A 14105-nucleotide genomic window follows, 5' to 3' on the forward strand; every position below is an offset into this window, starting at 1 on the left:
CAGGAGCCAGCCCGTGACCGATGCGCCGCAGCGCCCGCCCGCCGATTCCGGTGAGCGCCGTCCGCCGACCGAGCATGTGCTCACCTCGCCGCCGCCGACCCGGGCCTATGCCATCGCCGCGGGCTGTGCCGTGCTCGGCGCCGTGCTGCTGGTCGCCGGCAGTTCGGGGGGATGGCCGATCGGGGTGGTCGCCCTCGGCGGTGTCGTGCTGGCGTTCGGCATCGTCCTGGCGCTCGCCGCGCTGATCCTGGTACGCCGGTCCCGCGCGAGTTTCGCCTTCGATGCCGACGGTTACCGGATCACCGGACCGGGCGGGACGGTGGCGGGCCGCTGGGACCGGACGCGGCAGGTCACGATGTCCGCGGGCGGGCACCGGATCGGCCTGCTCGGCGAGCCGGATCGGCATGTGTTGTCACCGGCGCCGACCAGCGACCCCCGGGCCCGCGCGATGCTCGCCGACCTGAAGGAGCGCCTGGACGCCGACCGCGGCTATCGCCCGCTGGCCTGAGCGCGCCTCAGCGGCCGGTCGTGTAGTAGGGCTGCGACTCCGCGGCCGCCTTCGGGTCGAACTCGCAGCTCGAGGCGAGATCCTGGCTGCGCTCCTTGGGCGCCGCGCTGGGCTGCCCGCCTCCGTCGCCGCCGTCCGTGGACGGCGCGGTCGACGGCTCCTCGGACTCCTCGGGCTGCGGTTCGGTGGTGCCGCCTCCGCCGGGCGGCGCGGGCTCGCCGCCGGGCGGGGCCGGCTCCTGCTTCTTGGGCGCGGCCTGCTCGGTTTCCTTGATCGACTCCTGGACGCGCTGGCGCAGCGCATCGAAGTCGGGATCGGCGGTGCTCAGGGAGTCGTCGCCGTCGAAGGCGGCGAGGCTGCGTACCTTCGCGTCCTTCACCCGCAGCGACAGGTCGACCATCGCGGGCAGCATCTCCTGGGGGATGTCGGTCTCGACCATGCTCGCCGATGCGCTCGCGATCGCCTCGTAGCGCTGCAGGACGTTGATCGGATTCGCCTGCTGGATGATCGCATTCACCGAGCAGCGCTGCCGGATGTTGCGCTGGTAGTCGTCCTGACCGTAACGGCCGCGGGCGAACCAGAGCGCCTGGAAACCGTCCAGATGCTGGTTGGGACCGGGATTGAGCTGGTCCTCCGGCGGGATGCCGCGGTCGGTGTTGCCGCCGATCGGGACGTGCCGGTTGATGTTGACCGTGATCCCGCCGAGCGAATCGATCAGCTTGCGATAGCCCCGGAAGTTGACCATCACGTAGTAGTCGACCGGAAGGCCGGTCGCCTCGCCGATGCCGAGCTTGAGGACATCGGCACCAAGATCATCGGTCTTGCCCAGGATGTCGGCCGGCACCTCCTGTGGCACGTTGTAGTAGATCGCGTTGGCCATCCCCTCGGCCTCGTCGTAGCTGCTGGTGTAGCCGTCGGGGTAGTACCGCGCGAGTGGGGAATCGGCCGGGAACGGGATGTGCATCGTCTGCCGCGGGATGCTGACCAGGACCGTGTCGCCCGTGCGGGTGTCGATGCTGGCGAGCATCATCGTGTCGGTGCGGATGTTGCCCTTGTCGCCGCCGTAGGCATCGTCGGCGCCGATCAACAACACATTGACCCGGGGCTTGTCCTGGAAGGGATTGTCGCCACCGAGATCCGGCCGCGTCCCGGACTGGGAATCGTCGGTCGTGCGGAAGACCTGGCTGACCAGACCGAACTGGTCGTAGGAATAGCGGCCGGCGACCGCCAGCGGCGCCGCCACGGCGAAGGCCAGCCCGCCGACGAGTACCGAACTGATCACCCGCTGGAGCGTGGTCAACACCGCGGGCCGGGTGTCGAGATGGGTACGCACGATCACCGCGACCCAGACCAGGGCCACCAGCGGCAGACCGATCGCCGCGATGATCAACGGCGCCGGCCGGACCGCGAGCTGCAGCAGGCTGCGGCGATCGACGGCGGCCCAGATCAGCAGCGAGGCGATCCCGATGGCGAACAGGGCGAGCAGGGCGATGCCCAGCCTGCGGTGACGGCGACCGGCGATCAGTCCCGAACCGGGCAGCAGGCTGCCGACAACGGTCCAGAACGTGCTCTGCCCGAAACCGAACCGACGCCCGCGCTGACCGACCGGGCGCGCGCGCTGGGGTCGCGGGGTGCTCGCGTTGGTCATCTCGTCCTGTTCGTGGTCGGGTGCGTCGGCGTGGCGGCTCGCCAAGGGCCTCGGTCATGATATGCGGCCGCCGGGGCGCAGAGATCGGCCCGTGGTAGCACCCCGGCTGAGGCGCTGGTCACATCCGATCGCCGGAGCCGGTGGTCGGGTCCGCCTGCGGATCGCTCCCCGGCCGGGCCCGGTCGGTCCGGCGCCGGACCAGCACGACGGCGCCGGTCCCGACCAGGGCGAGCAGGATCGCGCCGGCGAGCGGCGCCTCCGGCCGCTGCCAGAACGGAACGGCCCGGTGCACGCTCGGCGCCCAGCCGCGGACGGCGTCGACCGTCGGCCGGACCGCGGGCTCCAGCAGCTCGGCATAGCCGAGGTGGATCGGCTGGGCCCGGTCCACCTCGTCCTGCAGCGGCGCCTGGGCGAAGACGATCCGGCCGAGGCCCGGGCCGGAGTCGCAGATCAGGTCGCCCGCCCGGCAGACCTGGGTGATCCGCCCGGCGATCACCGGGTCGATCGCCAGCCCTCGGCTGCGCAGCACTCGCTCGGCCAGGGCCGCGTCGAGCGGGCCCTCGGACAACTCGACCACCGCCCGCAGGGCGCCGCCGAGACCGCCTGCGTCGTCGGGTTGGCGCGCACCGGCGATCCGTGCCCGGATGTAGTGCAGGCTCGTTGACAGCCCCATCGCGTCCGGGCGTGCGTCGCCGGCCAGGTTCGTGCCCTGGGAGGCGGGGCCGTTGGCCGGGTTGCCGAGCAAGACGGCGCCCAACAGGCGGTCGTCGGCGTCCTCGCGTACCGCACGATCGGCGAGCGCCTCGGTCACCACCTGCGCGCCCTGGGAGAATCCGGCGATCACCCAGCGCTCGCCCGGGCAGCGCCGGCCGGAGTCGGCGAGCAGGTCGATCAGGTCGCCGCGGCCCGCGCGCACCGAGTCGAAGAACTGCGTCGGGGGCATCTCGGGATCGAACAGCAGCCGGTCGGCGCCGGTCGCGCCGAGGGTCTCCGGGGAGACCGCGGGATAGTCGAGGAAGACCTCGCGGACCAGCAGCGAGGCATCGCCCGGGGCATCGGAGGTACGCCGGGCCAGCTCGTCGCGGACGGCAGTCACGGTCGGTCCGTAGGGCGCCGGCTCCGCCGACCCGCGTACCCCGACGAAGAGCAGGTCGGCGCAGGCCTGGGCGGTGGCGGTGCTGGCGGCGATCGGCGGCCCGGACCAGGTCATCGTGGCGCGCGCCGGGGAGGCGAGCACGGGCAGCGTGCAGAGCGCGAGCGCCAGCGAGGCGAGGAGGCGGCGGGCCGGCCGGATGATCACGTGCCCCGACGATATATCGGTGCCGGGCACCGGGAGCCGCGGTGGACCCGGGCATCGGGGCCCGGAAGACGAAAACCCGCCCCGGTCGGCCCGGGGCGGGTCTGCGCGGAGGCGGCGGGATTTGAACCCGCGAGAGGGTTGAAGCCCTCAACCCGCTTAGCAGGCGGGCGCCATAGACCGGACTAGGCGACGCCTCCAACGCGCGTACCGCGTCAAGCGAACCCTACCGATTCCGGCGGCGGCTCGCCAAAACGCGGCCCGGGTCATTCCGTGGGGGAACGACCCGGGCCGCGTCGGCGATGCGTGCTCAGGAGAGCTGGCTGCGCAGCTTGTCCAGCTCGCCGCGGATCGGCGCCGGGACGCGCTCGAGGAAGTCGAACCACTCCTCGATCAGGGGCAGCTCGGCCTTCCATTCCTCGACATCGACCTTGGTCGCCGCCGCGACCTGTTCCTCGCCGACCGACAGGCCCTCGACGTCGAGGCCGTCCGGGGTGGGCACCGCGCCGGCGGGGGTGTCGATCGCGTCGGCCTTGCCCTCCAGGCGCTCGGTGATCCACTTCAGCACGCGGGAGTTCTCGCCGAAGCCCGGCCAGATGAACTTGCCGTTGTCGTCCTTGCGGAACCAGTTGACGTAGAAGATCGCGGGCAGCTTGGCGTCGTCGTGCTGCTCGCCGATGGTCAGCCAGTGGTTCAGGTAGTCGGCGGCGTGGTAGCCCATGAACGGCAGCATCGCCATCGGGTCGCGGCGGACCACGCCGACCTTGCCGGTGGCCGCGGCGGTCGTCTCCGACGAGCAGGTGGCGCCCATGAACACGCCGTGCGTCCAGTCGCGGGCCTGGGCGACCAGCGGCACGGTGCTGGCGCGGCGGCCGCCGAACAGGATCGCGTCGATCGGTACGCCGTCGGGGGTGTTGTACTCCGGCGCCAGCGTCGGGGTCTGCTCGATCGGAGTGCAGAACCGGCTGTTCGGGTGGGCGGCCGGCGTCTCGGACTCCGGGGTCCAGGAATTGCCCCGCCAGTCGGTCAGGTGGTCCGGCCGGTGCTCGGTCATTCCCTCCCACCAGATGTCGCCGTGATCGGTCAGCGCGACATTGGTGAAGATCGTGTTGCCCTTCTCCAGGGTGCGCATGGCATTCGGGTTGGTCTTCCAGCCGGTGCCGGGCGCGACGCCGAAGAAGCCGAACTCGGGGTTGGTGGCATACAGGCGACCGTCGGCACCGAAGCGCATCCAGGCGATGTCATCGCCCAGCGTCTCCACCTTCCAGCCCGGCAGGCTCGGCTCCAGCATCGCGAGATTGGTCTTGCCGGTGGCGCTCGGGAAGGCGCCGGCGATGTGGAAGACCTTGCCCTCGGGGTTGGTCAGCTTGATGATCAACATGTGCTCGGCCATCCAGCCCTCGTCGCGGGCCATCGCCGAGGCGATCCGCAGCGAGTAGCACTTCTTGCCCAGCAGCGAGTTCCCGCCGTAGCCCGATCCGTAGCTCCAGATCGCGCGCTCCTCGGGGAAGTGGACGATGTACTTGGTGGTGTTGCACGGCCACTCGACGTCTTCCTGGCCGGGCTCGAGCGGGGCGCCGACGGAGTGCAGGCAGGGCACGAAGTCGCGCTCGGTGCCGCCCTCGGTCAGCGCGGCCAGCGGGCCGGCGCCCATCCGTGTCATCACGCCCATGGACAACACGACGTAGGGGGAGTCGGTGATCTCGACGCCGAACTTCGGGTCCTCGGCGTCCAGCGGGCCCATGCAGAACGGGACGACGTACATGGTGCGTCCGCGCATCGAGCCGTCGAACAACTCGGTCAGCTCGGCCTTCATCTCGGCGGGTTCGCGCCAGTTGTTGGTCGGGCCGGCATCCTCCTCGCGGGCCGAGCAGATGAAGGTCCGATCCTCGACCCGGGCGACATCGTCGGGGTCGGTGCGGGCGTAGAAGGAGTTCGGGCGGGTCTCCTCGGACAGGCGTACCAGCGTGCCGGCCTCGACCATCTGGGCGGTCAGGCGGGCAAACTCCTCCGCGCTGCCGTCGCACCACACCACGGCGTCCGGCTTGGTCAGCTCGGCCACCTCGCGCACCCAGGCCAGCAGGCCCTTGTGAGTGGTCGGCGCGGGGGTGGTCGGCGCGGCTTCCGTCAGCGGGTCGGCGGTCGCTGTCATATCGGCTCCTCCAGGGCTTCGGCCCGTCATTGGGGTGGGTGAACGATGTCGGGGGTGGTCCGTCGGCAACCTTGTGTGTGTACCAGTGGACAAGTGGCATTGAGGGTAGCCCACCACACTCACTGGTATTACACATTTCAGACCACATTTCTGCTGTGAAGATCGTCACGTGGCCCACGTCACTCCCGCAGTTACGCGGAAAATCGGATGTCTGGAGCACTTCGATGCGCGGGCCTGGGTGCGGGCGCATCGTGCGTCAACTGGTACGAACCAGTGAGGGAATCGGGGCTGCTCGGATCGTCCGCCTGATTTGGCGGGCCGCGGGCGCGCCGGTACAGTGTCTTCCCGGTCGTCGACCGATCCTGCGCTCGTAGCTTAATGGATAGAGCATCTGACTACGGATCAGAAGGTTGGGGGTTCGAGTCCCTCCGAGCGCGCAGCAGAACCCCGAGCCCACCCGGCCCGGGGTTCGTTGCGTTTCCGGGGCGGCATCCTGGGCGCGCGCGCCGAGTTGCCATCTGACTGATCAGTCGCAAAGGTCTGTATGTACCCCGAGCGATACGCAGCGCGACAGCCGCGCGAACCAGCAGAGAGCGATGAGATGAGCATCCGAACAGACTCCGAAGAAACAGCACCGACCGAGACCGGTACGCCGGCGGGCCCGAGCGGCGACCGGATCCGCGAAGAGGTCGTCCCGAAGGGCAACCGGCCGTACTGGCCGGTCTTCATCCCGGCGGCGGTGATCATCGGACTGTTCGTGATCATCGCCGCGGTCGGCGGCGGTCCGTTCAGCGAGTGGATCACCAACCTGAACAGCTATGTCACCAATGGCATCGGCTGGTACTACGTGTTGATCGTCACCTGCTTCGTGATCTTCTCCGTCGTGGTGGCGGTGTCCCCGCTCGGCCGGATCAAGCTCGGCAAGGACGACGAGGAGCCGGCGTACGGCACGCTCAGTTGGATCGCCATGCTGTTCGCTGCCGGGATGGGCATCGGCCTGGTCTTCTGGGGCGCGGCCGAACCGTTGAATCACCTCGCCTCCCCGCGACCCGACCTGGCCGGGGCGGCGCCGGGGGCCCTGGCGCAGCAGGCGCTCACCCAGACCTTCCTGCACTGGGGTGTGCATGCGTGGGCCATCTATGCGGTGGTCGGCCTCGGTGTCGCGTACGCCGTGCACCGGCGCGGCCGTCCGGTCTCGATCCGCTGGGCGCTCGAGCCGCTGCTCGGTACCCGGGTGGTGAAGGGATTCTGGGGCCACGTGATCGACGTCGCCGCCATCGTCGGCACGCTGTTCGGCGTCGCCAGCTCGCTGGGTCTCGGCGTGGCGCAGATCGCCGCTGGCCTCGCCCACATCGGCCTGCTGCCCGACAGCGAGATCGTGCAGCTCGTGCTGGTTGTCGGGATCACCGCGCTCGCGACGCTGTCGGTGCTGTCCGGGCTGGACAAGGGCATCAAGTGGCTGTCCAACATCAACATGGTCCTGGCCGCGGCGCTCGTGCTCGTCGTGCTGGCCGTCGGCCCGACGCTGTTCGTGCTGCGCGAGATGGTGCAGACGATCGGGCTCTACATCCAGCAGTTCATCGGGCTGTCCTTCGCCACGCTGCCCTACCAGGGCACGAACGGCGAGGAGTGGCTCGGCGGTTGGACCACCTACTACTGGGGCTGGTGGATGGCCTGGGCGCCGTTCGTCGGCGTGTTCATCGCGCGCATCTCGCGGGGGCGTACCGTCCGCCAGTTCGTGGTCGGCGTGCTGCTCGTGCCGACCCTGATGACCGCGCTGTGGTTCTCGGTGATCGGCGGCACCGCGCTCTGGCAGGAGGTCGCCGGCGGCGGCGGGCTGATCATCGACGGCGCGGTCTCCACCAACACCGCGCTGTTCGACATGCTGTCCCGACTGCCCGGCGGCGCGCTGCTCAGCGGCCTCGCGATCTTGCTGGTGATGATCTTCTTCGTCACCAGCTCCGACTCCGGATCGTTCGTGGTGGACATGATCAGCCATGGCGGCGACGAGAACCCGCCGGTCTGGTCGCGGGTGTTCTGGGCGGCCATGGAGGGCGCGATCGCGCTGGTGCTGCTGTGGGCCGGCTACCGCGCCGGTACCGAGGGCCTGGGGCTATCCTCGCTGCAGGCGATGACGATCATCGCGGCCGCGCCGTTCTCGGTGGTGATGATCGGCATCTGCATCAGCTTGTGGAAGGCGCTCAGTCGTGATCTTGCCCAGCGTCGCCGGATCGAGGAGAACGTCTTCCGCCGCGAGGTGACGCTTGAGGTTGCCGAGGCGCTCGCCGAGGATGACGCCGATCCCGCACCGACCCGGACCGGGTCGCGCGCCGTGCCGCGGAACGGCTGACCGGCAGACGGTCGGGAGATCAGGCGCCCGGCGGCGGGATCTTCGTCGCCGGGTCGCCGTCGATCGCCGCGACCAGTTGCGGGGTGAGGCGCTGCAGCACGTACGGGATGCTCAGCGGGGTGACGAAGCTGAACGCGATGTCGTAGTCGGCCGGCTTCGGCTCGATGAAGATCCCGCGGCCCTGCTTGGCGGTGTCGGTTTTGGCCCACACACCGCCCGTCTGCTGTGCCACCTGGTCCGGCGTCGCGGTCCAGATCGCAAGGTCCACGCCGTTCAGGTCCGTGGTCCGCTCCGGGCTCAGCGCCCAGCCGAACCGATCGGACTTGCCCTGCAGCAGCTTCTCGGGGAACGCGAAGCCGAGCTCCCGCAACATCTGGGAGCGGGGGTCGTCGGGGCCGTAGACATACATGCCCTCCCAGGCCGACAAGACGGCCCCGGACCTGCCGGCGAACCCGTTCGCCGCGGCCGCCTCGGCGAGCTGCCGCTTGACGCCGTCCACCAGCTCGCGCGCCGCCGCCTCCTTGCCGATCGCGCGGCCGATGGTGATCGCCGCGACGTCCCAGGGGGCGCCGTAGTCGGGGACGTTTCCGGGCTGCACCACCGTCGGTGCGAGCGCCGAGAGCTTCTCGTAGTCGGCCTGCTGGACGCCGGCGTACTGGCCGAGGATCAGATCCGGGGCGAGCGAGGCGATCCGCTCGAACTCGATCTCCTCGCCGCTCAGCACCTCCGGCAGGGGCGCGTCGCCCAGCTTGTCCAGCGCCCACGGGTAGATCCGCCCCGGGGTGTCGTCTGCGTACCAGTCGGTCACCGCGACCGGCGCCTTGCCCAGGGCGAGCATGGTGTCCTGGTCGGTCAGCCCGACCAGCACCACCCGCTGCGGCTCCCGCTCGATCGTCGTCGAGCCGAACTTGTGCTCGATCGTGACCGGGAAGCCCGCGCCCGCGGGACCGGCCGCGGGCTGTTGGTCCGCCGGGGCCCCGCCGGTCGAGCAGGCCGCGAGCGCCGGTGCGGCGGCGAGCACGGACAGTCCGGTCAGGAAGGTGCGGCGGGTGGTCGGCATGCAGGCTCCTCGTAGAGAACGTTCGGTGGGGTCGCAACACGGGCGACGCGAGCGATGAAGGAGAGCCTAACCTAGATCAATCCGGAAGCAATTCGAGATCGGGGTCGTCCTCGGCGAAGGTACGCACCGGGCCGGGGCCGGTCAGCGCGGTTTCGAACCGGACGGTGACCCGCCCCAGCCCCGCTCCCCAGACCCAGCCGTCGCCGTGCTCACGGTGCCGGACGTCGGCACCCGGGCGCAGGCTCGGCGCGCGGCGCGGTTCCGGGTCGGCCCAGTCGGTCTGCTGCGTCGCCTCCGGCTCGGCGCCCGCGGTCGGCGTACCGAGGTCGAAAAGCTCCTCCTGCGCGGACTCGGAGAATCCACTGACGCCCACCCCGAGCAGCCGCACGCCGTCGGCCAGATCGAGCCCGTCGAGCAGCGCGTGCGCCTGGCCGATGATCACCTCCGCACGGTCGGTCGCGCCCCGGAGGGTACGCGCGCGGGTCACGGTGGAGAAGTCGGGGCGGCGTACCTTGATCGCCACCGTGCGGGCGAACAACCCCTGCTCGCCCACTCGGCGGGCGACCAGCCGGGCATGCCGCTCGGCGATCCGGCGCAGCTCGGCCCGGTCGGCGATGTCGGTCTCGAAGGTGTCCTCGACCGAGATCGACTTCGACTCGCGTTCGGGATCGACCGCGCGATCGTCGCGGGCGAAGGCGAGGTGGTGCAGGCCGGTGCCGTGGGCCTGGCCGAGCTCACGGTTCAGCTCGGCAAGGGAGCGCTGCTGGAGATCGGCGACCGTGCGTACGCCCAGGCGCGCCAGCTTGTCGCGGGTCACCGGGCCGACGCCGGGAATCACGCCGACGGCGAGCGGCGCGATGGTCTCGACCTCGGTTCCGGGCTCGACCAGATGGCACCCGTCGGGCTTGCCGAGCTCGGTGGCGAGCTTGGCGATGAACTTGGAGCTGCCGATCCCGAGCGAGGCGACGATGCCGCCCGTGGCCTCGCGGACCCGCTGTTTGAGCTCGATGCCGAATCTCGTCAGCGCCGGCGGGGCGAACTCCGGCGGGTCGGCGCCGGCGGCGAGATCGACGAAGGCCTCGTCCAGCGACAGCGGCTCGACCAGTGGTGAGATCTCGCGCAGGATGCCCATCACGATCGCGCTGGTCGCGCGGTACTTGCCGAAGCGGCCCGACAGGAATGCCGCATGGGGCGCGAGCCGGCGGGCCTCGTGCATCGGCATTGCCGAGTGCACGCCGAAGACCCGGGCCTCATACGACGCCGTCGACACCACGCCGCGCCGGCCCAGCCCGCCGACGATCACCGGCTTGCCGCGCAGCGACGGCTTGTCGCGCTGCTCGACCGAGGCGAAGAAGGCATCAAGATCAAGGTGCATGATCGAGGCCTCCGAACGCATGTTCCCATCCTGCACCCTCGCCGCCGCCACGGTCGGGCGGCGGTAGCGTGGCGCGGGTGAACGATGCGCAGGGACGGCAGAATCTCGACGAAGCGGCGTGGCGGAAGGTCGAGGGATTCGACTTCACCGACATCACCTACCACCGGGCGGTCGACGTCCCGGTCGTGCGGATCGCATTCGATCGTCCGGAGGTGCGCAACGCGTTCCGCCCGCACACCGTGGACGAGCTCTACCGCGCACTTGATCATGCTCGGATGAGCTCCGATGTCGGCTGCGTGCTGCTCACCGGCAACGGTCCGTCGCCGCGGGACCAGGGCTGGGCGTTCTGCAGCGGCGGTGATCAACGGATCCGCGGTCGGTCGGGATACCAGTACGCCGACGGCCAGACCGCGGACACGGTCGACGCCGGTCGGCTCGGGCGGTTGCACATCCTGGAGGTGCAGCGGTTGATCAGGTTCATGCCGAAGCCCGTGATCGCGCTGGTCAACGGTTGGGCCGCCGGCGGCGGGCACAGCCTGCACGTGGTGTGCGATCTCACCCTGGCCAGCCGGGAACACGCGCGCTTCAAGCAGACCGATGCCGACGTCGGCTCCTTCGATGCGGGGTTCGGGTCGGCGTACCTCGCCCGGCAGGTAGGGCAGAAGTTCGCCCGGGAGATCTTCTTCCTCGGCGATGTCTACGATGCCGACGCCGCGCACCGGATGGGCATGGTGAACGCGGTCGTGGACCATGATCAACTCGAGGCGACCGGGCTGGACTGGGCGCGCAAGATCTGTGGCAAGAGCCCGACCGCCCAGCGGATGCTGAAGTTCGCGTTCAACGCCATCGATGACGGGCTGATCGGCCAGCAGGTGTTCGCCGGGGAGACGACGCGGTTGGCGTACATGACCGACGAGGCCGTCGAGGGCCGCGACGCGTTCCTGGAGAAGCGCGACCCCGACTGGTCGACATTCCCCTGGTACTACTGATCCGACGCGTTGAGATCGTCCGGCGCGCCGGACCACGGTCTGCCGGGCCCGGGGTGTTCAGACCAGGCGCCGGACGGACCGCACCGTGCCGTCGTCGTGGAGCGTGTGGTCCAGCCACCCCGCGTCCGGATCGCCCGACGCGGCGGTCATGTCCGGGCGGACCAGGATCGGCCCGGCGAGGCTCGGCGCCGTGACCTGCGCGATCCCGTCGCCGGACCACGCCAGATACTTGTGCGTGTGCCCGGCCGCGACGAGGGCAACGTTGGCGTCCCGGATCAGCGCGGCGAGCCGGTGCCCGGGCGCCGTCGGCACGCTCAGCCAGGAGTCGTTCCCGGTGTCCTCCGGCCGGGGCCCGAGCGACTCGTGCAGGAACACCAGCTTCGGGCGCGGGTCGCCCGCGGCCAGCGCCGTCCGCTCCAGCCAGTCCCACTGCTCGGCCTCGCGCGGGGTGCCGCTGCCCAGCACCTGGGCGTTGATCCCGATGATCGTCCACGAGCCGAGCTGCAGGCTCCGGAACGACGGCCCCCAGCGCGCCTCCCACGCGGCGACCCGCTCGGCGGTCACGAGCTTGCCGTGCCAATCGGCGGGCAGGCCCCGCCGCAGCTGATGATCACCGACATCGTGGTTGCCCGGCAGGACCAGCGTGGGTACGCCCAGGCTCGCCACCGCCGTGGCTGCCTCGGCTTGGTCGGCCTCGTCGTCGGGATCGTCGACGACGATGTCGCCGCTGACCACCACCAGCGCGGGCGGGTCGGCGCTGACCCGCTCGGCGAAGGCGGCCCAGTGCCGGCGTCCCAGCTCGGCGCGCTCCGGGCCACCGGAGGCGCCGAGGTGGGGATCGGAAACCTGCAGGATCGTCGTGCTCACTGTGCCCCTCGAAGGGTCGGCAGCAGGTGCTCGGTCAGGAACCGGGCCACTCCGTCCTCGTCGTTGCCGGCGGTGACGCTGCGGGCCGCGGCCTTGACGTGATCGGCCGCATTGCCCATCGCCACCCCGAGCCCGGCGGCGGTGAGCAGCGGTAGATCGTTGTGCTCGTCGCCGAAGGCCACGACATCGGCGAGCCCCAGGCCGATCGACTTGGCCCACAGCGCCGCCGCGGTCGCCTTGCTGACCCCGGCCGGCGCGACCTCGGTGACGCCACCGAGGGAGTCGGTCACGTCGTAGGCCCCGCCGAGCACGGCGGCGGCCGGGGCCAGCAGCTCGGCCGGCTTGATCCCGGCCACGGACATCACGAGCTGGTTTGCCGTGCCGGCGGGCTCCGGCGTGACGCGGTCGGGGTGGGCGTCGCGCAGGATCGGCTCGGTCCGGGTCAGCTCGAGGAAGGCCGCGTCGCAGCCGAACTCGGTGCCCGACTCCCAGCCGAACCCGGCTCCGGGCCACTGCGCGCGCAGCCGTTCGATCGCCGTCCTGGTGTGCTCGGGGGACAGCGCCTGCTCGGCGAGCAGCGTCCCGGTGGCGGCGTCGAGCACCGCCGCGCCGTTCGACACGATCAGCGCGGTGAAGAGCTTGATCACCTCCGGACCGAGCACGGCCTCGATCAGGCGGAGGGGTCGGGCCGAGGCGACGGCGAGCGTCAGCCCCGCGTCCCGGGCCGCGGCCAGGCCGGCCACGGTCGTGTCGGTGACGGTACGCCGCGAGGTGAGCAGCGTGCCGTCCAGGTCGGTGACCAGCAGGCGGGGGCGGCGGGGGGAGAGGGCTTCAGGTGGCACGTCGGGCTCCGGTTTCGGTGTCGAAGGTGTGGACCTGGTCGCGCGACGCGACCAGGGTGATCTCGTCGCCGATCGGCGCGTCGGCATCGACCCGTGCGCGCCAGAGGATCTCCCCGGCCCGCACGTGCAGAATCCGATCGGCGCCGAGCAGCTCGCAGCGCTCGAGCCGGCCGCTGACGACGAAGTCGTCCTCGGCGGCCGGGCGGGTGCCGGCCAGCCCGAAGTGCTCGGGTCGGATGCCGACCGTTTCGGCGTACCCGCCAGCACGCTCGACATCCGGTGCCGGGTTGAGGTTCATGTTGCCGAGGAACTCGGCCACATAGGTGCTCGCCGGCCGTGCGAACACCTTGTCCGGCGGTCCCGCCTGCTCGATCCGCCCGCCCCGCATCACCACGACCGTGTCGGACATGGTCATCGCCTCGGTCTGGTCGTGGGTGACGTAGAGGATGGTCGAGCCGATGGCGCGCTGCAGGGCGACGATCTCGGTACGCAGCTCGTTGCGCAGCTTGGGATCCAGCGCGGACAGCGGCTCGTCCATCAGGAGCAGCCGCGGCCGGCGTACCAGCGCCCGACAGATGCCGACCCGCTGCCGCTGCCCACCAGACAGCTCGGCGGGCAGGCGGTTCATCAGGTGCTCGATGTGCATGATCGCGGCGACCTCGGCGGCGCGGGTACGCCGCTCCGCGGGGGCCACCTTGGCCATCTTCAGCGGGAACTCGATGTTCTTCGCCACGGTCTTGGCCGGATAGAGCCCGAAGGTCTGGAAGACCATCGCGACATCCCGGTCGACCGGGGCCAGCCGGGTGACATCGCGATCGGCGATCAGCAGCCGGCCGGAGCTGGGCTCCTCCAGGCCGGCGACGATGCGCAGCAAGGTGGTCTTGCCGCAGCCGGACTCGCCGAGGATGGTGGTGATCCGGCCCGCGTCGGCGGTCAGCGTGATGTCATCGAGGATGCGGGGCTCGCCGGGACGAAAGGTCTTCGTCACCGATTGCACGGTCAGCGCGGCGCTCATGA

At 70.8% G+C, this 14105-nt stretch carries 11 protein-coding genes and 2 tRNA genes; 4 read left to right on the forward strand and 9 right to left on the reverse strand.

The features are described 5' to 3' along the window. Positions 1–13 precede the first annotated feature (13 nt). Positions 14–508, forward strand: coding sequence for a hypothetical protein (locus tag GGQ54_RS09315; protein WP_179445134.1), 495 nt, complete (start codon positions 14–16; stop codon positions 506–508). A gap of 7 nt (positions 509–515) precedes the next feature. Here GGQ54_RS09315 and GGQ54_RS09320 read toward each other — a convergent pair whose 3' ends face one another. From GGQ54_RS09320 to GGQ54_RS09335, 4 genes are all read right to left on the reverse strand, one after another. Then, positions 516–2156, reverse strand: a complete 1641-nt coding sequence (locus GGQ54_RS09320; protein ID WP_179445135.1) for an LCP family glycopolymer transferase — start codon at positions 2154–2156, stop codon at positions 516–518. Positions 2157–2274: 118 nt separating this feature from the next. After that, complete coding sequence (locus tag GGQ54_RS09325) at positions 2275–3456, reverse strand: cutinase family protein (RefSeq protein WP_179445136.1); 1182 nt, start codon at positions 3454–3456, stop codon at positions 2275–2277. A 106-nt stretch (positions 3457–3562) separates the two neighbouring features. Continuing rightward, a tRNA-Ser gene (locus GGQ54_RS09330) sits at positions 3563–3653 on the reverse strand. Between the two features lie 110 nt (positions 3654–3763). Then, positions 3764–5605 carry a phosphoenolpyruvate carboxykinase (GTP) gene (locus GGQ54_RS09335; protein WP_179445137.1) on the reverse strand — a complete coding sequence of 614 codons (1842 nt, stop codon included), beginning with the start codon at positions 5603–5605 and terminating at the stop codon, positions 3764–3766. Between the two features lie 364 nt (positions 5606–5969). Here GGQ54_RS09335 and GGQ54_RS09340 point away from each other — a divergent pair. Continuing rightward, positions 5970–6042 (forward strand) — tRNA-Arg (locus GGQ54_RS09340). 164 nt (positions 6043–6206) lie between these two features. Next, on the forward strand, positions 6207–7955 hold the full coding sequence (locus tag GGQ54_RS09345) for a BCCT family transporter (RefSeq protein ID WP_179445138.1): 1749 nt from the start codon (positions 6207–6209) through the stop codon (positions 7953–7955). 19 nt (positions 7956–7974) lie between these two features. Here GGQ54_RS09345 and GGQ54_RS09350 read toward each other — a convergent pair whose 3' ends face one another. Beyond that, positions 7975–9015, reverse strand: a complete 1041-nt coding sequence (locus GGQ54_RS09350) for an ABC transporter substrate-binding protein (RefSeq protein ID WP_179445139.1) — start codon at positions 9013–9015, stop codon at positions 7975–7977. Between the two features lie 76 nt (positions 9016–9091). Further along, entirely contained in the window at positions 9092–10411 is a 1320-nt protein-coding gene (locus tag GGQ54_RS09355; RefSeq protein WP_179445140.1) for a DNA polymerase IV, read from the reverse strand. A 56-nt stretch (positions 10412–10467) separates the two neighbouring features. Between GGQ54_RS09355 and GGQ54_RS09360 the strand changes: the two genes are divergently transcribed. Further along, entirely contained in the window at positions 10468–11379 is a 912-nt protein-coding gene (locus GGQ54_RS09360; protein ID WP_179445141.1) for a 1,4-dihydroxy-2-naphthoyl-CoA synthase, read from the forward strand. A 57-nt stretch (positions 11380–11436) separates the two neighbouring features. Here GGQ54_RS09360 and GGQ54_RS09365 read toward each other — a convergent pair whose 3' ends face one another. The 3 genes from GGQ54_RS09365 to GGQ54_RS09375 are packed head-to-tail and all read right to left on the reverse strand — an operon-like array spanning position 11437 to position 14103. Further along, the gene (locus GGQ54_RS09365; protein WP_179445142.1) at positions 11437–12246 is read right to left on the reverse strand and encodes a metallophosphoesterase; all 810 of its coding nucleotides are present in this window, start codon (positions 12244–12246) and stop codon (positions 11437–11439) included. After that, positions 12243–13088 carry a Cof-type HAD-IIB family hydrolase gene (locus GGQ54_RS09370; protein ID WP_179445143.1) on the reverse strand — a complete coding sequence of 282 codons (846 nt, stop codon included), beginning with the start codon at positions 13086–13088 and terminating at the stop codon, positions 12243–12245. The genes GGQ54_RS09365 and GGQ54_RS09370 overlap by 4 nt, the downstream gene beginning before the upstream one ends. Next, positions 13078–14103 (reverse strand): ABC transporter ATP-binding protein, encoded by a 1026-nt coding sequence (locus GGQ54_RS09375; protein ID WP_179445144.1) that lies wholly within the window; start codon positions 14101–14103, stop codon positions 13078–13080. Before GGQ54_RS09375 ends, GGQ54_RS09370 begins: the two co-directional genes overlap by 11 nt. Positions 14104–14105: the final 2 nt, after the last annotated feature.

It is taken from the genome of Naumannella cuiyingiana (assembly GCF_013408305.1).
GTDB classification, from domain to species: domain Bacteria; phylum Actinomycetota; class Actinomycetes; order Propionibacteriales; family Propionibacteriaceae; genus Naumannella; species Naumannella cuiyingiana.